Raw genomic sequence first — 20344 nt, 5'->3', positions numbered from 1 at the left:
CCCTCCCCTGCTCAACGGCACGGAGGGCGTGGCGAAGCGGTTCACGCGGTGGATTTCTTTTGCCCGATCTTCATGAAGTCTTCTCAACTCATTGAATCGCGGGGAAGATCGGCGATAGCTTCACTCGTCATGCACCTGTTCGCATGCAATCGGCGCGCGGACAGTACAGACGGATGATGTGGAGAACCCATGGCTCATCTGGGATCGAGGCGCGGCCGAGTACTCGCTCTGCCGGTTGGTCTCGCGCTCACGGCCTCGCTCGGCTTCCTGCCCTCCGGCGCCGCCTCCGCCGCGGAGCTGAGTGACGTCAAGGCCGCCGTTTCCACCGACGGCCCGCAGCTGTCGTACGTCGTCAACGTCGAGGGGGGCCGCTGGACGGCCGCCTCGGTGAAGAAGGCGATCGCCCGCGCCGGTGGTGAAGTGGTCGTGTCCTACGACCAGATAGGCGTCATCGTCGTCCACTCCAAGAACCCGGAGTTCGCCCAGTCGATCCGCCAGGTGCGTGGCGTGGTCTCGGCCGGCGCGACCCGTACGGCGCCGCTGAAGGCCGCCCAGGACGACGCCGTCGACGAGGGCGCCCAGGCGCTCACCCCGGCCGAGGTGAAGGCCGCCGCGGCCGCCGCCACGGACGAGCAGGACCCGCTGGAGCCGCTGCAGTGGGACCTGCCGGCCATCAAGGCGGACAAGGCCCACCAGAAGACGCTGGGCAGCAAGCGCGTCACGGTCGGCATCATCGACACCGGCGTGGACGACACCCACCCGGACCTGGCGCCGAACTTCGACGCCAAGGCGTCCGCCAACTGCGTGAGCGGCAAGGCCGACACCACCCCCGGCTCGTGGCGCCCCAACGCGGGCGAGTCCGACCACGGCACGCACGTCGCGGGCACGATCGGCGCCGCCAAGAACGGCGTCGGCGTCACCGGTGTCGCGCCGGGCGTCAAGCTGGCCGGCATCAAGGTGTCGACGCCGGACGGCTTCTTCTACACCGAGGCCGTGGTCTGCGGCTTCGTGTGGGCGGCCGAGAACGGCATCGACATCACGAACAACAGCTACTACACCGACCCGTGGATGTTCGCCTGCAAGAACGACGAGGACCAGAAGGCCCTCATCGAGGCGGTCACCCGTGCGACCCGCTACGCGGAGCGCAAGGGCACGGTCAACGTGGCGGCGGCCGGCAACTCGAAGTTCGACCTCGCGGCCGACTCGATCCTGGACGGCAGCAGCCCGAACGACAGCACCCCCGGCGACCGGGTCATCAACCCGAAGGAGTGCTTCGACTACCCGGCCCAGCTGCCGGGCGTGGTGACGGTCTCCGCGACCGGCGCCAAGGGCCTGAAGTCCTCGTACTCCAACTACGGTCTCGGCGTCATCGACGTGGCGGCGCCCGGCGGCGACCGCACCGAGTACCAGACCCCGGACGCCCCGGCGGTCAACGGCCGCATCCTGTCGACCACGGTCAACGGCGGCTACAACTACAAGGCCGGCACCTCGATGGCCTCGCCGCACGTGGCGGGCGTCCTCGCGCTGCTGAAGTCGACCCACCCGTACGCCTCGCCGGCGGCCCTGAAGGCGCTGCTGTACGTCCAGGCCGACGAGCACGCGTGCACCAACCCGTACGACATCGAGGGCGACGGCAAGGTCGACGCGGTGTGCGAGGGCGGCAAGAACAAGAACGGCTTCTACGGCGCGGGCATCGTCGACGCGCTGGCGGCGGTCCGCCGCTAAGCAGGCGAAAGGTTTTTCCCGAGGCCCTGGTGTGGTGCGCCACACCAGGGCCTCTTCGCGTGGCACCGAGTGCCATGATGCGGGTATGGACAACACGGTGCGCAGCGGTACGGAGTTGTTGTGGTCGGCCCTGGGCGGCGATCCCGCCCTGCTCGACCGGGTGGCGTACGGCGGCCCCTCCGGGCTGCTGGCGGCCCGGCTGCCGGTGATGGACCTGGCGCGGGCGACGGTCGCGGTCTGCTCGCTGGCCGCCGTCGAGCACGGCGGGCTCGCGGGGCCCGCCCGGGTGGACGACGGGGCGGTGGCCACCGCCTTCGTGAGCGAGCGCCACCTGCGCGTGGACGGGCGGGCGCCGGTCAACTTCGCGCCCCTGTCGCGGTTCTGGCGCGCCGCGGACGGCTGGGTGCGCACCCACGCCAACTACCCGCACCACAAGGCCGCGCTGCTCGCCGCGCTCGGGGCCGCCGACTCCGTGGACGCGGTGGCGGCGGCGATCGCCGAGCGGAGGGCGGTGGAGGTCGAGACGCTCGTGTACGGGGCCGGGGGCCTCGCCGTCGCGCTGCGCACGCCCGGGGAGTGGGCGGCCACCCCGCAGGGCCGGGAGGTGGCGGCCCGGCCGCTGCTGACCCGGGAGCGGCTCGACGAGGCGGCGCCCCGGGCGCGTGCGGGCCGTCCGCTGCGGGTGCTGGACCTGACCCGGGTCATCGCGGGCCCGGTGGCCACCCGGTCGCTCGCGCTGCTCGGGGCGGACGTGCTGCGGATCGACCCGCCGGGCAACCCGGAGCTGCCGGACCAGCACGCCGAGACGGACGTCGGGAAGCGCACCGCCGCGCTGGACCTGGACCGTCCGTCGGACCGGCGCACCTTCGACGAGCTGCTCGACGCGGCGGACGTGCTGGTGACCGGGTACCGGCCGGGCGCCCTGGACCGCTTCGACCTGCACCGGCCCGGCCTGGTGGTGGCCCGCCTCTCCGCGTGGGGCGACTACGGGCCGTGGGCCGGGCGGCGCGGCTTCGACAGCCTGGTGCAGGTGGCGACGGGCATCGCGGCCGTGGAGGGCTCGCCGGAGGAGCCGGGCACGCTGCCGGCGCAGGCCCTGGACCACGGCACGGGCTATCTGCTCGCGGCGGCCGTGCTGCGCTCGCTGACCGAGCAGGACCGCGAGGGCGGCACCCGCCTCGTACGGCTGGCGCTGGCGCAGACCGGACACTGGCTGACCGGCACGCTGCCGCGCTACCGGCCCGAGCGGTACCTCACGGAGACGGAGGGCCCGCTCGGCCGGCTGCGGCACGCGCTGTCGCCGGTGGCGTACGAGGGCGGTCCTGCGGACTGGTCGCGGCCGGCCGGCGTGCAGGGCGGGGACGAGCCGGTCTGGCTGACGGACTGAGCTCGCCCGGGCGCCCCGACGGGACGACGGCTACGGCTACGGCTACGGCTACGGCTACGGCTTGACGAGGACCTTGAGCGCGGTGCGCTCGTCCATGGCCCGGTAGCCGTCGGGGACGCCGTCCAGGCCGACGGTCAGGTCGAAGACCGGGGACGGGTCGATGGTGCCGTCCAGGATGTCCGGGAGCAGCTCGGGGATGTACGCGCGGACCGGGGCGACGCCGCCGCGCAGGGCGATGTTGCGGTCGAACATGACGGACAGGTCGAGGCCGGTGCCGCTGCCGTGCGGGACGCCGACGTAGCCGATGGAGCCGCCGTCGCGGGTGACGGCGACGGCGGTGCGCATGGACTGCTCGGTGCCGACGGCCTCGATGACGGCGTGGGCGCCCTGGCCGCCGGTGAGCTCGCGGACGGCGGCCTCGGCGGCCTCGCCGCGCTCGGCGACGACGTCGGTGGCGCCGAAGGCGCGGGCGATGTCGGTGCGGGCGGTGTGGCGGCCGAGCGCGATGATCCGCTCGGCGCCGAGCCGCTTGGCGGCGAGGACCCCGCAGAGGCCGACGGCGCCGTCGCCGACGACGGCGACGGTGGAGCCCTTGGTCACGCCCGCGCCGAGGGCGGCGTGGTGGCCGGTGCCCATGACGTCGGAGAGCGCGAGCAGCGCGGTGAGCAGGTGGTCGTCGGAGGCGGCGTCGGCCGGCAGCTTGACGAGGGTGCCGTCGGCGAAGGGCACGCGGACGGCCTCGCCCTGGCCGCCGTCGGAGCCGGCCGAGCCCCAGAAGCCGCCGTTGGGGCAGGAGGTCTGGAGGCCCTCGGCGCAGTAGTCGCAGCTGCCGTCGGACCAGACGAAGGGGGCGACGACGAGGTCGCCGGTGCGGAAGCCGCGGACCTCGGAGCCGGCCGCCTCCACGACGCCGAGGAACTCGTGGCCGATGCGCTGGCCGGGCTGCCGGGCGGACTCGCCGCGGTAGGCCCACAGGTCGCTGCCGCAGATGCAGGCGCGGACCACGCGGACGACGACGTCCGTGGCGTCCTGAATGACGGGGTCGGGCACGTCCTGCACGCGCATGTCGAAGGGGGCGTGGATGGTGGTGGCGCGCATGACGGACGTTCCCTGCTGTGCTCGGAGCGGTGCTCAGACTGTTGTACGACGTTCACCGTACATCGAGCGCGGCGGCTTTTGTACGACGCTCACCGTACGTTGCGCGCAGGGTTCCCTCGGTCAGCAGCCACTGCGCCGCGATGTAGGTCGCCATGACCCAGAAATCGGGGGCGGGCGGCTGGGGCCAGTCGGCGACGCCGGTGGCGATCAGGGTGTCGGAGAGCAGGAAGAGCGCGCCGCCGAGGCCCGCGCGGAGGCCGAGGGAGCTCGACCGGTAGGCCATGGCGGTGAGCAGGAGGGAGTAGCCGGCGACGGGAACGCGCAGGTCGGCGGGGAGGTCGGGCCACAGTGCGGTCACGGTGGCGAGGAGCGCGAGGGCGTAGAGCGCCCCGAGGGGGACGCCGGTCCCGCGCCGCCCGAAGAGCACGAGGTAGCAGACGTGCCCGGCGGCGAAGGAGGCCATGCCGACGAGGAAGGCCCCGTCGGCGCCGGAGAGCAGGAACACGTCCCCGCCCCAGCCGAGGAGGAGCGCGGCGAGCAGCGCCGTGGGGGCCCGGCGGGTGGCCGCGTACCCCGCGAGCAGCGGCATGAGGAGCGGCTTGGCGATCTGGTGGCCGAGCCCGGCCCCGACGAGCAGGGAGCCGAGGTCGACGGCGGCGGCGAGCAGGAAGGCGACGAGCAGGACGCGCCGGAGCCGGCTCACGCGGCGGGCTCCGGGACGGTGCCGCCCTGCGCCGCCGGGGGCGGTCCCGGCTGCCAGCCGGGCCCCCGGAACAGGCGCCCGGCCCGTTCCGGCCAGCCGCGGGCGGCCCGCAGGTCGCGGGCGATGGCCGCGTACTCGTGGGTGGCGACCCGCAGCGGGTTGTGGGTGGCGATGTTCTTGGTGAGCCCGTAGACCGGCCGGTCCGTCTCGGCCGCGAAGGAGCCGAACATCCGGTCCCAGACGATGAGGACGCCGCCGAAGTTGCGGTCCAGGTAGCCGCCCTGGGAGGCGTGGTGGACGCGGTGGTGCGAGGGCGTGTTCAGGACGTACTCGAAGGGCCGCGGCAGCCTGCCGACCCGCTCGGTGTGGATCCAGAACTGGTAGACGAGGCTGATCGAGGAGCAGAACGCGACGACGGCCGGGTGCGCCCCGAGCGCGATCATGGGCAGATAGAACGCCCAGGACGTCACCCCGGTCCAGGGCTGGCGCAGCGCGGTGGTGAGGTTGAACCTCCGGCTGCTGTGGTGCACGACGTGACTGGCCCACAGGATCCGGACCACGTGGTGGCCCCGGTGCTGCCAGTAGTAGAGGAAGTCCTGCCCGAGCAGCAGGAGCGGGAAGGTCCACCACAGGAGCGGCACGCGCAGCGGGGTGAGCTCGTAGAGCGCGGTGGAGAGCGCGACGACGGGGATCTTCCACAGGGCGTCGAACACGAGGCTCCCCAGCCCCATGGAGACGCTGGTGGCGGCGTCCTTCGCCTCGCACCCGGCGGCGTCCTCGTCGGGGCGCAGCCGGTGGGCGGCCATCTCCACGGCGGTGAGCAGCACGAACGCCGGTATGGACCAGAGCACGACATCGGGCAGGTGGGGCATGCCGATGACGGTAGGGCCGGGCGGCGGGCGCGGCTAGACGTCGTTACTTACAAGTAAGTGAGACGGCTTGTCAGCAAGCTTTGGCGACTTCTCACAAGCGGCGCCGCCCCCGGTCACACCCCCGCCGCCCCCAGCAGCGACCCCGCCCCGTACGTGACCGCCATCGCGAGCGCCCCGCCGGCCACGTTGCGGAGGATGGCGCGGGCCGGTGGGGCGGCGCCGAGGCGGGCGCTCCACCAGCCGGTGAGGGTGAGGGCGGCCAGGACGGAGAGGACGGTGACCCAGAGGCGGGTGGAGGCCGGGGGCAGGACGATGGCGAGGAGCGGGAGCAGGGCGCCGACCGTGAAGGCGAGGAAGCTGGCGCCGGCGGCGTGCCAGGGGTTGGTGAGGGCGTCGGGGTCGATGCCCAGTTCGACGCGGGCGTGGGCGCGGAGGGCGTCGCGGGCGGTGAGCTGTTCGGCGGCCTCGCGGGCGACGTCCGCGGAGAGGCCGCGGGCGGAGAGGAGCGCGGTCAGTTCGGCGAGTTCGGCCTCGGGCTGTTCGCGCAGTTCGCGGCGTTCCTGGGCGAGGGCGGCCACCTCGGAGTCGCGCTGGGTGGAGACCGAGACGTACTCCCCCGCGGCCATCGACATGGAGCCGGCCAGGAGGCCGGAGAGGCCGGCGGTGAGCAGGGCCGCCTGGGACTCGGTGGCGCCGGCGACGCCGACGACGAGGCCCGCGGTGGAGACGACCCCGTCGTTGGCTCCGAGCACGGCGGCCCGGAGCCAGTTGAGACGGGAGCCGAGGCCGCCGCCGTGGGCCTCGTCGTGCGCGGGGGTTTCGGTCACGTCAGGAGGGTCGCACCCGGCGGCTCACCAGACGCGGACCGACCCGCCCAGCGCGAACGCGGGGCTGGTGGCGCCCGCGGGAACCTCCTTCAGGGGCTCGGCGATCTCCTCCACGGTCGGGCCGTGGACGGCGGCGAGGGCGTCGAGGAGCCGCAGGTCGAAGCCGTAGACCCGGGCCGCGTTGCCGCCGACCATCGCCGCGACCTCCTCCCGGGGCAGCCCCGCGTACGCGATGCGGAGGCCTTCGCGGGAGTACGGGGTGGTGCCCTCGTCGTGCGGGTAGTCGCTGCCCCACATGATCTTGTCGAGGCCGATCCGCTCGCGCAGCGGCACCTCGTGCGGGCGCATGAAGCTGGCGCCGACGAAGCAGTTGTCCCGCCAGACCGCGCTCGGGCCCTTGCCCATGGACTCCGCCAGGCCCGCGCCGAACTTCGACTCGGCCGTCGAGGCCTTCGTCGACGCCGCGACCAGCCGGTCGTGGTAGTAGTCCAACATCCGCAGCACGCCCGGGATCCAGCCCGAGCCCTGTTCCGTGAGGACCAGCTTGAGGTCCGGGTGGCGGCGGAACGCGCCGCCGAAGATCAGGTGCCAGAGGGCGCGGTGCGAGAACCACGTGGTCTCCACCATGAACACCGCGCGGGCGGCCGGTTCGTCGCCGAGCGGCGGGGAGGCGGAGCCGCCGTGGTGGTTCACGGGGACGCCGAGCTCGGCGCAGACCGCCCAGATCGGGTCGTACGCCTCCGCGTACAGCTCGGGCACGGGCGAGCCGGGCGGGACGCCGGGCAGCAGGATGCCGCCGGTCAGCCCCGCCTCGCGGGTGCGGCGGATCTCCGCGACCGCCGCGTCCACGTCGTTGAGCAGGATCTGCGCCACCCCCGCGCGGCGCCCGGGCGCGTCCGCGCAGAAGTCGGCGAGCCAGCGGTTGTGCGCCTGGAGTCCGGCCCAGCGCCGCTCGTACTCGCCGCGCGTGGGCGGCTGGGCCATCAGCGAGGCCTTGGGGAAGAACGGCGGGATGGTGTTGGGGAAGACCACCTCGGCGACGATCCCGTCCGCCTCCAGTTCGCGCAGCCGGCGCTGCGAGTTCCAGTTGCGGTCCGCGGTGTCGGCGAGCAGGTCCTCGTACGGGTTGACGTAGGTCGCCGCCCAGGCGTCGAAGTCGTCGTGGTGCCTCTTCTCCAGGTACGGCCGGTAGTCGAGGAGGTCGGCGCCGGCGTGGCAGTCGGCGGAGATGACCGTGTAGCGGTCGGGCGCGGAACTCACGGGGTCACCCCCGTGGTGCCCAGGGACGGGAAGTCGTGCTCCGTCAGCCAGTGGCGGCCGACCTCCCGGGAGCGGGCCCAGGACGCCTCCACCGCGGCCTGGTCGGCGGGCTGCCCGAGCTCGGCCGGGGTGGGGCCGATGCGCCGGGCGATCGGTTCCAGCTTCCGGACGTCGAAGCCGAACACCTCCGCGGCCGCCAGGCCGAGCATCCGCCGGGTCTCCGCCACCGGGATGTCGTGGAAGGTCCGCCGCAGCCACGCCCGGGTGTCGGGCCAGGTGCCCTCGGGGTGCGGGAAGTCGGAGCCCCACAGGATGTTGTCGACGCCGATCTCGTAGCGCTGGGCGAGCTCCCGCCGCTTGGTGTTGGTGGCGCAGACGAACATCTGGCGGTCCAGGTACTCGCTGGGCGGCCTCTTCAACTCGGCGAAGGGTGACAGTTTCTTCCCGCCGTGGGCGCCCAGGTAGAGCCGGTCCATGAACCAGAGCAGGTTCGGCAGCCACCAGCAGCCCGACTCGGCGACGCCGAAGCGCAGCCCCGGGTGGCGCTCGAAGACCCCGGACCAGAGCAGGAACCACAACGGCCGGGACGGCCAGAACGTGACCTCCGAGACGTAGATGCCGAGGTGGTCGCCGTACTCCTCGCGCGGCGCCGCGCCCGAGTGGGTCACCACGGGCATCCCGGTCTCCGCGGCGGCCGCCCACACCGGGTCGTAACGCCGGTCGTGGTAGGGCGCCTTGTCCACCCACATGGAGGGGATCATCAGCGCGCCGAGCCCGGACTCCTTGGCGCGGTGGATCTCGGCGACGACCTCGGCCGGGTCGGCGGTGACGGGCAGCAGGGCGACCCCGCAGTGGCGCTCGGGGTTGCGGGAGACGAAGTCGGCGAGCCAGCGGTTGTGCGCCCGGGCGCCCGCCATGCCGAGCTCCGGGTCCTGGTCGCCGGAGAGCCCGAGGCCGACCCCGAAGGGCGCGGCGGTCTGGCTGTCGACGGCGTCCGCGTCGGGGAAGACGACCTCGGCGGCCACCCCGTCGCCGTCGAGCTCCTTGAGCCGCTGGGCGGTGTCCCAGCCGCCCCTCAGCCCTTCCTCGTTGTCGCTGAACCACTTGTCGGCGAAGGCCTCGTTGCGCACCCCGAGCCGGGTCATGGCCTCCCGGCGGGCCTCGCGCCCGTCGAGGAACTCGTCGAAGGCGCGGTGGAAGCGGGAGTCGAGGTAGGGCCGGTACTCCTCGGTGGGGAGGCCGGCGTGACAGTCGGAGGAGATGATCAGGTACGGGTCGTCCGCGGGGTTCGCGGCGTGCGCATCGTTCGAGTCGGTCATCACGGCCCCTCAGTCGAGGATGAAGCTCTCCAGGTACGACGGGTTGGCGCGGTCGAGCATCGACTGCGAGCGCGCCCGGATCTGCCGGTCGCTGTGCTCGCTCGCCGGCAGCATCCAGAAGCGGTCGGCCCGGATGCCGTCCACGACGTGCTCGGCGACCTCCTCGACCGGGGTGAAGGCGATCTCGTGCCCGGCCTCCTTCATGGCCGCCTCCCACTGGTCGAGGCTGCGGTACGGGGTCTTGCGGGGGCGCTGCTTGGCGTACCGCTCGGGCCGGTTGCGGTGCGACTCCCACAGGCCGGTGCGGAGCATGTGGGGGCCGGGGAAGAGGACGGAGGCGCCGACGGGGGCGCCTTCCGCCTTCAGGTGGGCGTAGAGCGACTCGGTCATGGTGACGACCGCGGACTTGGTGACGGCGTAGACGGAGGCGGTGGGCAGCGGGGCGATGCCGCCGTCGCCGGAGGAGGTGTTGACGACGTGGCCGGGCTCGCCGCCCGCGAGCATGCGCGGGAGGAAGGCCTGGATGCCGTGGAAGACGCCCCAGACGTTGACGGCGAAGGCCCACTTCCAGTCGTTGGGCTCGTGCTCCCACATGCGGCCCTCGGCGCCGGAGCCGACGCCGGCGTTGTTGCAGAGCACGTGGACGGCGCCGAAGGTGTCGTACGCGGCGTCGGCGAAGGCGCGTACCGAGTCGGGCTCGCTGACGTCGACGGTCCGGGCGAGGATCTGCGCCCCGCCCGCCATCAGCTCCTCGGCGGCCTTGGCCAGCGGGGCCTCCTCGACGTCGCCGAGGACGACGGCGAGGCCCTCGGCGGCGAAGCGGCGGGCCATCGCGAGCCCGATGCCCCCGGCCGCGCCGGTGACGACGGCGACCTGTCCCTGTCGCAGTTCCATCAGGCGCGTCCTTCCAGGGAGCCCTCGGGCGGCGCGTCGAGGATCTGCTGCGGGTCGTCGTAGCGCTGGTGGAGGTAGGGCAGCAGGGCCTGGGCGCTGACCCGTTCGACGACCCGGCCCTTCTGGTCGGTGGTCTTCTCGCCGATGGTGATCTCGACGAGCCGGCGGACCGGGAGGTCGGCGACCGGGTCGTACATGGACTCGCGCAGCACGACGTCGCCGGTGATCCGCTCCAGGCGGCGCACCTTCTCGTTGCGGACGCAGTGGACGAGGACGGGGTCGGCGTCGAAGCCGGTCCCGGCGCCGTCGACGGACGGCAGGAACTTGAAGTAGAAGTCGGTCTTCTCGACCGGTTCGGGCACCGGCAGCTCGCCCGAGACGGCGCCGCGCACCTCGACGAAGGCGATGCCGTGCCGGGCGAGCGAGGCCCTGACCACCAGGCCCTCGCGCTCGACGAGGACCTCGCCGAGCTTCTTCGGCTCGCCGAAGACCTCCCGGCCGCCGGTCAGCGCGCGCTCGTGGGTCATCGGCATGACCAGCGGGTACCAGCCCTCCTGGTCGCCGTGGGCGGCGGCGACGGCGACGGATCCGGCGCCGAGGGGGTAGCCGGGCAGGTCGACCTTGCTGATGTTGGCGCGCACCAGCGGGCGCGCGGTGGGCTTGAGCGGGGGCGGCAGGACGGCCGCCACGACGTCGGGGTCGGTCTCCCAGACGGCGACCACTCCGGTGGACCAGATGTCGGGGAGCCCCGCGCTCCTCGCGCGGGTCGCGGCGATCTCCGCCTCGGTGCGCGCCCCGTACCGTACTCGTGCCATGACGTACCGCCTTTCGGGAACGTATCGGCCTGTAACACAGTTACACCGACGGCCCGGAAGGGTAAAGAGCCGTGCACGCAAAGGAGTTGGGGGATCCGATGGCACGCACCGCATTGAGCCGCGACCAGGTGCTCGACACCGCCGCCGCCCTGGTCAAGGAGCACGGCCCGGCGGCGCTCACCATGCGCCGGCTCGCCGCGGAGCTCGGCACCGCGGTGACCTCGATCTACTGGCACGTCGGCAACCGCGAGTCGCTGCTCGACGCGCTCGTCGAGCGCACGGTCGCCGACCTCGGCACGCTGCGCCCGCACGGCGCGGACCCCGCCGAGCGCATCGTCTCGGTGGCCCGGCTGCTGCGCCGCGCCCTGCGGGACCGGCCGCACCTGGTGGCGATGGTCCACGAACGCGGCCTGACCGAGCAGATGTTCCTGCCCGCCCAGCGCGCCCTGATCCACGAGGCCCACGCGGCAGGACTGCGCGGCGCGCGGGCGGCCGAGCTGGTGCGGGCGGTGCAGTTCCAGGTCGTCGGCCACGTCCTGGTGGAACGCAACCGCGAACGCTCCCCGGCCCAGTCGCCGGCCGAGACGGAGCTGTGGGCGGCGCGGAGCTCCGCCGGGACGCCCGACGAGGACCCGGCGCTGGCCCGCGCACTGGCCGCCCCGGTCGACACCGAACGGCTCTTCACGGCGGCGGTCGGGGCGCTGGTGGCGGGGCTGCTGGGCGCGCACACCGGTCCGGAGCCGTCAACCCGGTGACCGGTTCCGGCCACTGAGGGGGCACCGGGAGCGGGACTGTCACCGGTGGCCCGTATTCTCAATGACCATGCTCGACGACCGTACGACAGCAGCGACGTGGCCGGCCGCCTACCCACAGGGGTACGCGGTCGTCGACGTGGAGACCACCGGACTCGCCCGCGACGACCGGATAGTTTCGGCTGCCGTCTACCGGCTCGACGTCCAGGGCAACGTCGAGGACCACTGGTACACGCTCGTCAACCCGGAGCGGGACCCCGGGCCGGTGTGGATCCACGGACTGACCAGCGACGTGCTGGAGGGTGCGCCGCTCTTCCCGGAGATCGCCGAGGAGTTCTCGGCGCGGCTGGACGGGCGGGTGCTCGTCGCGCACAACGCGATGTTCGACTGGCAGATGATCGCCCGTGAGTACGCGCGGGCCGAGCGCACCGCGCCGGTGCGCCAGCGGCTGTGCACCATCGCGCTCTCCAAGGAGCTGGCGCTGCCGCTGCCCAACCACAAGCTGGAGTCGCTCGCCGCGCACTTCGGCGTCGTGCAGCAGCGGGCGCACAACGCGCTGGACGACGCGCGGGTGCTCGCGGAGGCGTTCCGGCCCAGCCTGCACGCGGCCGCCGAGCGGAACGTGCGGCTGCCCCTGCTGGAGTGCCGCCCGCTGACCGAGTGGGCCTCGGCCCCGGCGCAGCCGCGGATCGGCCACCAGGCCTCCTACCGGCAGACGAGCTGGCGGCCCTCGCGGAAGCGGCCGGCGTGCCCGTACCCCAACCCCGGGCGCTATGAATCGGACAAACCACTCAAGCAGGGCATGCGGGTGGCGTTCTCCGGTGACACCTCCATCGACCGCGAGCTCCTGGAGGACCGCACGGTCGAGGCGGGACTGCACGTGGCGACCAGCGTCTCCCGGGTCACCAGCCTCCTCGTGACCAACGACCCGGACTCGGCGACCTCCAAGACGGTGAAGGCGAAGGCCTTCGGCACGCCGGTCGTCGACGAGGCGGCGTACACCCAGCTGCTGCGGGACGTGACCCCGGCAGACGAGTGACGGGCGGGCGGGGGCCGGGCGCGCCGCCCGGCCCCCGCCGGTCCTCGGCCTCACCCTGTGGCGCATGGCACGTTGTGAGGTCTGCGGAAACGATTACGGCATGTCCTTCGAGGTGCACGCGCAAGGCGCCGTGCACGTCTTCGACTGCTTCTCCTGCGCCATCCACCGCATGGCGCCCATCTGTGAGCACTGCCGGGTCCAGATCATCGGCCAGGGGGTCGAGGTCCAGGGCAACTGGTACTGCGGGGCGCACTGCGCCCGCGCGGAGGGGAAGGCGGGGATCGTCGACAAGGTGTGAGCGCGGCGCGAGGCCCTTCGCGTACAGGTGAGGAAACGATCTGGCAACCCCCCTGCGGGCACCCCGTGACGCTGGCTGTACGGTCATGGGGTGTACCGCTTCCTGTTGTCCCGGCAGTGGGTGATCCTCACCCTCGTCGCCCTCGTCCTCATCCCCGTGATGATCGAGCTGGGCTTCTGGCAGTTCCACCGGCACGAGCGCCGGGTCGCCCAGAACGCGCTGATCGAGGACAACCTGCGGGCCGGGTCCGTCCCGGTCGAGGAGCTCACCTCCCCGGGGCACACCGTCCCGCGCGAGGACTACTGGCGGCAGGTGACCGCCACCGGCACCTTCGACAGCTCGCACGAGGTCGTCGTGCGCCGGCGCACCTCGGCCGACGACCGGGTCGGCGTGCACGTGCTGACCCCGCTGGTCCTGAAGGACGGCAAGGTGGTCATGGTCAACCGCGGCTGGGTGCCCGCCGCCGACGACCAGCACTCCTTCCCGAAGGTGCCGCCCGCCCCGCGCGGCGAGATCACCGTCACCGGACGGCTCAAGGCCGACGAGACCACCGGCGCCAGCGGCATCAAGGACCTCAAGGGCCTGCCCGACCGCCAGGTGATGCTGATCAACAGCGCCCAGCAGCAGGCGCTGATCGGCCGCACGGTGCTCGGCGGGTACATCGAGCAGACCGCGCCCGAGGCCGCCGGGGGCTCCCCCGAGCAGATCGCCGAGCCCGACCACGACTCGATCGGCGCACACATGGCGTACGCCGTCCAGTGGTGGCTCTTCACGGCCGGTGTGCCGGTCGGCTGGGTGATCCTGGTGCGACGCGAGGTGCGCGACCGCAGGGCCGCCGCGGAAGGGGACGACGCGACGGACGCGACGCCCGAGCCCGCCGGGGCGACCGCCTGAACTGATTGACCGTCGCCGCTTCCGGGAACAGCCCAGAGCGTGACCCAACGTATCGACGACTACGCCCTCATCGGTGATCTCCAGACCGCCGCGCTCGTCGGCCGCGACGGGTCGGTCGACTGGCTGTGTCTGCCGCGCTTCGACTCGGCCGCCTGCTTCGCCGCGCTCCTCGGCGACGAGGACAACGGCCACTGGCGGATCGCCCCCAAGGGCGCCGGCACCTGCACGAGCCGCCGGTACGCCGAGGACACCCTGATCCTGGAGACCCGCTGGGAGACCCGTACCGGCACGGTCGAGGTCGTCGACTTCATGCCGCAGCGGGACAGGGCCCCCGACGTGATCCGGATCGTGCGGGGCGTCAGCGGGCGCGTCGAGATGGACGCGGTGCTGCGGCTGCGCTTCGACTACGGCTCGATCGTGCCGTGGATGCGCCGGGCCGACGGGCACCGGGTCGCCGTCGCCGGACCGGACTCGGTGTGGCTGCGCAGCGAGCCGCCGGTGAAGACCTGGGGGCAGCAGTTCGCCACCCGCTCCTCGTTCACCGTCGGCGCGGGCGAGGAGGTCGCCTTCGTCCTCACCTGGCACCCCTCTCACGAGCCGCGCCCCGAGCTCGTCGACCCCTTCGATGCGCTGGAGCACGCGCTCGCGGACTGGCGGGAGTGGGCGGCCCGCTGCACCTACCGGGGCCCCTACCGGGACACCGTGATGCGCTCGCTGATCACCCTGAAGGCCCTCACCTACGCCCCGACCGGCGGCATCGTCGCCGCCCCGACCACCTCGCTGCCCGAGGAGCTCGGCGGGGTGCGCAACTGGGACTACCGCGCCTGCTGGCTGCGGGACTCCTCCCTGACGCTCGGCGCGCTGCTCTCAGCCGGGTACGTCGAGGAGGCGGCGGCCTGGCGCGACTGGCTGCTGCGCGCGGTCGCCGGGGACCCGGCGGACCTGCAGATCATGTACGGGCCGGCCGGCGAGCGCCGGCTGCCCGAGACCACCCTGCCGTGGCTGCGCGGCTACGCCGACTCGGCGCCGGTGCGGACCGGGAACGCGGCCGTGGAGCAGTTCCAGCTCGACGTGTACGGCGAGGTGATGGACTCGCTCAGCCGCGCCCGCGAGGCCGGGATCCCCGCGCGGCGGCACGCCTGGAACCTCCAGCTGAGCCTGCTCGGCTTCCTGGAGTCGACCTGGCGGGAGCCCGACGAGGGGCTGTGGGAGGTGCGCGGCCCGCGCCGCCACTTCGTCCACTCCAAGGTGATGGCCTGGGTGGCCGCCGACCGGGCGGTGCGCACCCTGGAGGACGACCCGGAGCTGCCGGGCGACGCGGCCCGCTGGCGGGCGATGCGGGACGAGATCCACGCGGATGTGTGCGCCAAGGGGTACGACCCGGTGCGCAACACCTTCACGCAGGCGTACGGCTCGCGCGAACTGGACGCGGCGACGCTGCTGATCCCGCAGGTCGGCTTCCTGCCGCCGGACGACCCGCGGGTGGTCGGGACGGTCGACGCGGTGCGGGCGGAGCTGACGCAAGGGGGCTTCGTGCGCCGCTACTCGACCGAGGGCGTGTCGGTGGACGGGCTGCCGGGCGACGAGGGCACCTTCCTGGTCTGCTCCTTCTGGCTCGCGGACGCGCTGCGGCTGACCGGCCGGACCGGGGAGGCGCGCGAGCTGTTCGAGCGGCTGATCGGGCTGTGCAGCGACGTGGGGCTGCTCGCGGAGGAGTACGACCCGGTGGCGGGCCGCCAGCTGGGGAACTTCCCGCAGGCCTTCAGCCACATCGGCCTGGTCGGCACGGCCCTCGCGCTGGCCGCGGAGGAGACGGCAGGATAGGCCCATGGATCTTGGACTGAAGGACCGTGTGTACGTGGTGACCGGCGCGACGCGGGGGCTCGGCCGGGCTTCGGCGGAGGCGCTGCTCGCGGAGGGCGCGAAGGTGCTGCTGACCGGGCGCGAGGCGGGCCCGGTGGCCGAGGCGGCGGCCGAGCTCGGCCCGGGCGCGGCCGGCATCGCCGCCGACAACGCCGACCCGGCGACCCCGGAGCGGCTGATCGCGGAGGCGCGGTCCCGCTTCGGCGGCCTGGACGGCGTGCTGATCAGCGTCGGCGGGCCGGCGCCCGGCTTCGCCGCGGACAACACGGACGAGCAGTGGGCGGCCGCCTTCGACACGGTCTTCCTGGGCGCGGTGCGGCTGGCCCGCGCGGCGGCGGACGCGCTGCCCGAGGGCGGGGTCATCGGCTTCGTGCTGTCCGGCTCGGTGCACGAGCCGATCCCGGGCCTGACCATCTCCAACGGGCTGCGCCCGGGCCTGGCCGGCTTCGCCAAGTCGCTCTCCAACGACCTGGGCCCGCGCGGCATCCGGGTGATCGGGCTGCTGCCGAGCCGCATCGACACCGACCGGGTCCGCTCGCTGGACGCGCTGTCCGGCGACGCCGACGCGGCCCGCGCGGCGAACGAGGCGCAGATCCCGCTGCGCCGCTACGGCACCCCCGAGGAGTTCGGCCGCACGGCCGCGTTCCTGCTCTCCCCCGCCGCCTCGTACCTGACCGGCGTGATGCTCCCGGTGGACGGCGGGGCGCGCGGCGGCTTCTGAGCCCGGCTCAGTTGACCCGGCGGGCGCGGTGCTTGACGGCCCGCAGCCGGGCCTCGGTGGGCAGGGCGGGCAGACCGGCCGAGGTGCGGGCGTTGCCGAGGGCCTCGGCGGCCAGGGTGGTCAGGGCGTCGGCCGGGGCCGCGTACGGCTCCAGGAGGAGCGCGACGCGGGTCCGCGGGGCGGTGCGCCGACCGGTGAGCGAGACCCGGGCCCGGGCGACGCCCTCCTGGGCCGCCGCGTCGGCCTCCAGGACCGCTTCCAGGGCCCGGCCGCGCAGCACGGCCTCCTCGCCGTCGCCGCTGTCGACGAGCACCTCGGCGAGCCGGGCCCGCCGGAACTGGGCGATCAGCCACCACAGGGCGAGCAGCACGACGAGCCCGAGCACGGCGATGACCGTCGGCCACCACCAGCTCTCGGCGCGCCAGTGCTGCCGCTGGGAGCGGGTGAGCAGGACGTCGTCGGGGCCCGACCAGGGCCACCAGGACGGCACGGAGAGGCCGAGGCCGGCGGCGAGCACGGCACCGCCGCCCACCACGAGCAGCAGTCCCACGAGGGCCAGCACGATCCGGTTGACGCGCCGGAGCACGACGGTCACGCCGTCACCCCTTCCTGGGCGGCCGGGCCACCCGTACCGTCAGGGCCGGCGGACGGGCGAGCCCGAGCTCGTCGATGCCGGCGGTGAGGACGCTCTCCAGGTCGGAGCGGACCTCGTCGAGTTCGCGGAAGTGCGAGACGGCCCGTACGGCCGCCTTGGCGCGGCCCATCCTGACCCGTACCGACTGGACGCCGGACACCTCCATGGCCCGGTCGCGCAGGGCGAGCGCGGCGGCCTCGCGGTCGAGTCCGGCGCGGACGTCGGGGTGCTCGCGGCGCATCGGCAGGACGGCGCGCAGCCCCGGGGTGAGGGCGAGCAGCAGCAGCCAGACGCCGAGGAGGACGGCGACGCCCGCGCCGACGAGGACCGCGGTGTCGTCGAGGGGGCGGGTGGCGAGGCCCTCGGCCAGCGAGCTGCGCCAGGCCATGGCGGTGTGCTCGGCGCGGACGGCCGCCACGTCGTACAGGAGCAGTCCGGCGCCGCCGAGCAGGAGGGCGGCGAGGAGGGCGGCGGGGACGCGCCGCACCGCCCAGAAGCGGCGCCCGGGCGGGCGCGGGGCGGCGGTGCCCCCGTCGTCCCGGTCCCGGTCCTGGTCCTGGTCGGTGAGGACGGGTACGGGCGCGGGTTCCGGGGCGGGGCCCGGCGCGGGTCCGGTGCTCATCGCAGGCGCTCCCGGGCCTTCTCGTGCGCGGTGTGCGCGGAGTGCAGCTTCTCGACGTGGACGGCGACCTCGTGGACCTCCAGGCCGGCCAGTTCCTCCACGCGGTGGCGGACCCGGCCGCGGACGGCGCCGCACTGGCGGCCGATGTCGGAGGGGTAGGCGAGTTCGAGGCTCACCGAGACCCGGGCGCTCTCCCGGTGGACGACCACCGAGGCGTGCGGTCGGGACGCGCCCTTGGGGACGGCGTCCAGCGCCTCACGGGCCGCCTGCGCGGCGATCTTCGCGACGACGCGGTCGGCGACCGTGGTCGCGCCCCGGGCGGCCGCCCCCACCCGGTCCCTCGCCAGGTCCGCTGCCAACCCGGGTCACCTCCGCCAGTCGCCGCGTTCGCGGCCCCGGAAGAGGTCACCGAAGTCCAGGTCGCCGTCGAGGAAGCGCCCGGCGACGAAGCCGACCGCCCCCAGCGCGGCGACCAGGAGGAACGCCCCGAAGCCGCCGAAGTACCCGGCGAAGCCGAGCGCCATGCCGGCCACCAGGCCGACCCCAGCCATGCTCATGTTGAGCCCTTTCCGTCCTCGTGCCGTCGGCTACTGGAGCCGCGACTCCGGCTCCTCGTCCTCGTCGTCCGGCAGCTTGACATCGCTGACGGCGATGTTGACCTCGACGACCTCGAGACCGGTCATGCGCTCGACGGCGGCGATGACGTTCTCCCGGACCGCGCCGGCGACGTCGGAGATCGAGACGCCGTAGTCGACGACGATCTCCAGGTCGAGGGCCGTCTGCACCTCGCCGACCTCGGCCTTGACGCCCCGGGTGACGCCGGACTTGCCGCCGCCCCCTCCGGGCACGCGGTCCCGGACGGCACCGAGGGTGCGGGAGAGTCCGCTGCCCATGGCGTGGACGCCGACGACGTCGCGGGCGGCCAGTCCGGCGATCTTCTCGACGACCCCGTCGGCGATCGTGGTCCGGCCCCGGGAGGCGGGGTCGCCCCCACCGCGCTTGGTCACCGAGGTCTGCTGGTCGGAATGCGTGCTCTCAGCCATCACCATCCGTCCTTCCATGAGGCTTTTGCCTTGTTCGCCCACACTAAGGGCGCTTACCCGATCTCGCGCCGGGCATGCGGCAGGCTGGTGCCATGACGACGGTGCAGATGGGGCGTGCGACGGACCGGCTGCTGCCGCTCGGCGCGCCCGAGGACGGGGCGTGGATCGCGGAGCGCGCGGTGCGGGAGACGCTCGCCGCGGCGGCGGGGACGGTACGGGGCACGGTGCCGGAGCCGCCGAGGTTCCGGCTCGCCGCGGCGGCTGCCGGAGCGCCCTTCCCGGTGCCGCCGGGCGGGCTGCCACCCGGGGAGCTGGGAATCTCCGTGGAGTTCGCGGCGGTGGCCGGACGTCCGCTGCCGGAGCTGGCCGGGAGGCTGCGGACGGCGCTGCTGGCGGCGGCCGAGGAGGCCTTCGGCCTGGTGGTGGCGGCGGTGGACCTGAGGGTGACGGAGCTGCTCGACGCGCCACCCGATCCGGTGGCGCCCACTGCGCCGGCCGGGGGAACCTCGCCGGCGGCGCCCGAGGATCCGGCCGCCCTGGCCGCGCTCGCGGTGGAGGGCGTGGCGGCCCTCACCGACGTCTACGGCGGTCCGGTGCAGCGCACGGGAGGGGACGTGCGCCTCGAACTGGCGGTGACCGCCGGCCGACGGGCCCTGGACGTGGCCCGCGCGGTCCGCACGGCCGCGACCGCCGCGGCCCCGGAGGCGACGACGGTCACGGTGGTGGTGTCGGAGCTGCGCTGAGCTCCGGGGCGGTCTCAGTCGCCGAGGCCCGCGAGGTCGCGCAGCCGGCGGGCCTGGGCGGCGCGCTCGGCGGTGCGCTGCTCCTCGTACGAACGGCCCTGGGCGCCCTGGAGCAGCGCCTTGGTCTCGATGACCGCGGAGCGCGGCGCGGCGAGCAGGGCGGCGCTGAGGTCCCGTACCGCGGCGTCGAGTTCGGCGGCGGGCACGGCGATGTTGGCCAGGCCGGTGCGCTCGGCCTCCTCGGCGTGGACGAACCGGCCGGTGGCGCAGATCTCCAGCGCGCGGGCGTAGCCCACGAGGGAGACCAGGGGATGCGTACCGGTCAGGTCCGGGACCAGGCCCAGGCTGGTCTCACGCATGGCGAACTGCACGTCGTCGGCGACGACCCGCAGGTCACAGGCGAGCGCGAGCTGGAAGCCCGCGCCGATGGCGTGCCCCTGGACGGCCGCGATCGACACGATGTCGCTGCGGCGCCACCAGGTGAACGCCTCCTGGTACTCGGCGATGAGCGCGTCGAGGTCCTCCTCGGACCCGCGCGCCATCTCCAGGAAGGACGGCTCTCCGTCGAAGCCCTCGGGCGTGAACGCCTGCCGGTCGAGGCCCGCGGAGAAGGACTTGCCCTCACCGCGCAGGACCACGACCCGCACGCTGCCCGGGAGTGACCGGCCGGCCTCCGTCAACGCCCGCCACAGAGCGGGAGACTGGGCGTTGCGCTTCGCCGGGTTGGTCAGGGTCACCGTGGCAACGGCGTCCTCGACGGTGAGCCGTACACCGTCCTTGTCGAATACGAGCTCAGAGTCGTCGAGCGTAGTCATGGGGGCGCCTCCGGTTCCGG

Annotated in this window: 23 protein-coding genes; 9 read left to right on the top strand and 14 right to left on the bottom strand. The window is 73.9% G+C overall.

The genetic code is table 11. From position 1 onward, the window contains the following. Positions 1-189 precede the first annotated feature (189 nt). Complete coding sequence (locus tag ABD981_RS30790) at positions 190-1725, top strand: S8 family peptidase (protein WP_046907955.1); 1536 nt, start codon at positions 190-192, stop codon at positions 1723-1725. A gap of 85 nt (positions 1726-1810) precedes the next feature. Next, positions 1811-3112: a CoA transferase gene (locus ABD981_RS30785; protein WP_046907954.1), complete on the top strand. Its 1302-nt coding sequence runs from the start codon at positions 1811-1813 to the stop codon at positions 3110-3112. A 54-nt stretch (positions 3113-3166) separates the two neighbouring features. On the opposite strand, the gene ABD981_RS30780 is transcribed toward ABD981_RS30785, so the two are convergent. The 8 genes from ABD981_RS30780 to ABD981_RS30745 all read right to left on the bottom strand — a co-directional run bounded on the left by ABD981_RS30780 (position 3167) and on the right by ABD981_RS30745 (position 10900). Then, positions 3167-4210 carry a zinc-dependent alcohol dehydrogenase family protein gene (locus tag ABD981_RS30780; protein ID WP_046907953.1) on the bottom strand — a complete coding sequence of 348 codons (1044 nt, stop codon included), beginning with the start codon at positions 4208-4210 and terminating at the stop codon, positions 3167-3169. A 52-nt stretch (positions 4211-4262) separates the two neighbouring features. Further along, positions 4263-4913 carry a lysoplasmalogenase gene (locus ABD981_RS30775; protein ID WP_046907952.1) on the bottom strand — a complete coding sequence of 217 codons (651 nt, stop codon included), beginning with the start codon at positions 4911-4913 and terminating at the stop codon, positions 4263-4265. Beyond that, positions 4910-5785 carry a sterol desaturase family protein gene (locus tag ABD981_RS30770; RefSeq protein ID WP_046907951.1) on the bottom strand — a complete coding sequence of 292 codons (876 nt, stop codon included), beginning with the start codon at positions 5783-5785 and terminating at the stop codon, positions 4910-4912. Before ABD981_RS30770 ends, ABD981_RS30775 begins: the two co-directional genes overlap by 4 nt. Before the next feature lie 113 nt (positions 5786-5898). Next, positions 5899-6612: a VIT1/CCC1 transporter family protein gene (locus tag ABD981_RS30765; protein WP_046907950.1), complete on the bottom strand. Its 714-nt coding sequence runs from the start codon at positions 6610-6612 to the stop codon at positions 5899-5901. A gap of 24 nt (positions 6613-6636) precedes the next feature. Further along, positions 6637-7872: an amidohydrolase family protein gene (locus ABD981_RS30760; protein ID WP_046907949.1), complete on the bottom strand. Its 1236-nt coding sequence runs from the start codon at positions 7870-7872 to the stop codon at positions 6637-6639. After that, the gene (locus ABD981_RS30755; protein ID WP_046907948.1) at positions 7869-9191 is read right to left on the bottom strand and encodes an amidohydrolase family protein; all 1323 of its coding nucleotides are present in this window, start codon (positions 9189-9191) and stop codon (positions 7869-7871) included. The genes ABD981_RS30760 and ABD981_RS30755 overlap by 4 nt, the downstream gene beginning before the upstream one ends. A 9-nt stretch (positions 9192-9200) precedes the next feature. Then, positions 9201-10085 (bottom strand): SDR family NAD(P)-dependent oxidoreductase, encoded by an 885-nt coding sequence (locus ABD981_RS30750; RefSeq protein WP_046907947.1) that lies wholly within the window; start codon positions 10083-10085, stop codon positions 9201-9203. Continuing rightward, positions 10085-10900 carry an acetoacetate decarboxylase family protein gene (locus ABD981_RS30745; RefSeq protein WP_046907946.1) on the bottom strand — a complete coding sequence of 272 codons (816 nt, stop codon included), beginning with the start codon at positions 10898-10900 and terminating at the stop codon, positions 10085-10087. Before ABD981_RS30745 ends, ABD981_RS30750 begins: the two co-directional genes overlap by 1 nt. Before the next feature lie 98 nt (positions 10901-10998). On the opposite strand from ABD981_RS30745, the gene ABD981_RS30740 reads away from it, so the two are divergent. The 6 genes from ABD981_RS30740 to ABD981_RS30715 all read left to right on the top strand — a co-directional run bounded on the left by ABD981_RS30740 (position 10999) and on the right by ABD981_RS30715 (position 16467). Next, complete coding sequence (locus tag ABD981_RS30740; protein WP_046907945.1) at positions 10999-11655, top strand: TetR/AcrR family transcriptional regulator; 657 nt, start codon at positions 10999-11001, stop codon at positions 11653-11655. Positions 11656-11716: 61 nt separating this feature from the next. Then, positions 11717-12691: a DEDDh family exonuclease gene (locus tag ABD981_RS30735; RefSeq protein WP_046907944.1), complete on the top strand. Its 975-nt coding sequence runs from the start codon at positions 11717-11719 to the stop codon at positions 12689-12691. A gap of 64 nt (positions 12692-12755) precedes the next feature. Next, entirely contained in the window at positions 12756-12989 is a 234-nt protein-coding gene (locus ABD981_RS30730; RefSeq protein ID WP_123954493.1) for a hypothetical protein, read from the top strand. A 90-nt stretch (positions 12990-13079) separates the two neighbouring features. Further along, positions 13080-13883 carry an SURF1 family cytochrome oxidase biogenesis protein gene (locus tag ABD981_RS30725; protein WP_046907942.1) on the top strand — a complete coding sequence of 268 codons (804 nt, stop codon included), beginning with the start codon at positions 13080-13082 and terminating at the stop codon, positions 13881-13883. Positions 13884-13922: 39 nt separating this feature from the next. Then, positions 13923-15707: a glycoside hydrolase family 15 protein gene (locus tag ABD981_RS30720; RefSeq protein WP_046907941.1), complete on the top strand. Its 1785-nt coding sequence runs from the start codon at positions 13923-13925 to the stop codon at positions 15705-15707. A gap of 4 nt (positions 15708-15711) precedes the next feature. Continuing rightward, positions 15712-16467 carry an SDR family oxidoreductase gene (locus ABD981_RS30715; RefSeq protein WP_046907940.1) on the top strand — a complete coding sequence of 252 codons (756 nt, stop codon included), beginning with the start codon at positions 15712-15714 and terminating at the stop codon, positions 16465-16467. Positions 16468-16474: 7 nt separating this feature from the next. Here ABD981_RS30715 and amaP read toward each other — a convergent pair whose 3' ends face one another. From amaP to ABD981_RS30690, 5 genes are read right to left on the bottom strand one after another with little or no spacing between them, the layout of a single operon-like run. Continuing rightward, entirely contained in the window at positions 16475-17062 is a 588-nt protein-coding gene (gene amaP / locus ABD981_RS30710; RefSeq protein WP_205628169.1) for an alkaline shock response membrane anchor protein AmaP, read from the bottom strand. Between the two features lie 4 nt (positions 17063-17066). Further along, on the bottom strand, positions 17067-17723 hold the full coding sequence (locus ABD981_RS30705) for a DUF6286 domain-containing protein (protein ID WP_046907939.1): 657 nt from the start codon (positions 17721-17723) through the stop codon (positions 17067-17069). Beyond that, the gene (locus ABD981_RS30700; protein WP_240495225.1) at positions 17720-18082 is read right to left on the bottom strand and encodes an Asp23/Gls24 family envelope stress response protein; all 363 of its coding nucleotides are present in this window, start codon (positions 18080-18082) and stop codon (positions 17720-17722) included. Before ABD981_RS30700 ends, ABD981_RS30705 begins: the two co-directional genes overlap by 4 nt. Positions 18083-18088: 6 nt before the next feature. Further along, positions 18089-18280, bottom strand: coding sequence for a hypothetical protein (locus ABD981_RS30695; protein WP_046907938.1), 192 nt, complete (start codon positions 18278-18280; stop codon positions 18089-18091). A gap of 30 nt (positions 18281-18310) precedes the next feature. Continuing rightward, positions 18311-18772: an Asp23/Gls24 family envelope stress response protein gene (locus ABD981_RS30690; protein ID WP_240495224.1), complete on the bottom strand. Its 462-nt coding sequence runs from the start codon at positions 18770-18772 to the stop codon at positions 18311-18313. Positions 18773-18858: 86 nt separating this feature from the next. On the opposite strand from ABD981_RS30690, the gene ABD981_RS30685 reads away from it, so the two are divergent. Next, a complete protein-coding gene (locus ABD981_RS30685; protein ID WP_240495223.1) occupies positions 18859-19509 on the top strand; it encodes a hypothetical protein in 651 nt (216 codons plus the stop codon). Positions 19510-19523: 14 nt separating this feature from the next. Here ABD981_RS30685 and ABD981_RS30680 read toward each other — a convergent pair whose 3' ends face one another. After that, positions 19524-20324: an enoyl-CoA hydratase/isomerase family protein gene (locus ABD981_RS30680; protein ID WP_046907935.1), complete on the bottom strand. Its 801-nt coding sequence runs from the start codon at positions 20322-20324 to the stop codon at positions 19524-19526. Positions 20325-20344: the final 20 nt, after the last annotated feature.

Origin of the sequence: Streptomyces showdoensis, from assembly GCF_039535475.1 — a bacterium.
Taxonomy (GTDB): domain Bacteria; phylum Actinomycetota; class Actinomycetes; order Streptomycetales; family Streptomycetaceae; genus Streptomyces; species Streptomyces showdoensis.
The sequence above is the reverse complement of the archived record's forward strand: the minus strand, read 5'-3'. Positions and strand labels throughout refer to the sequence as shown.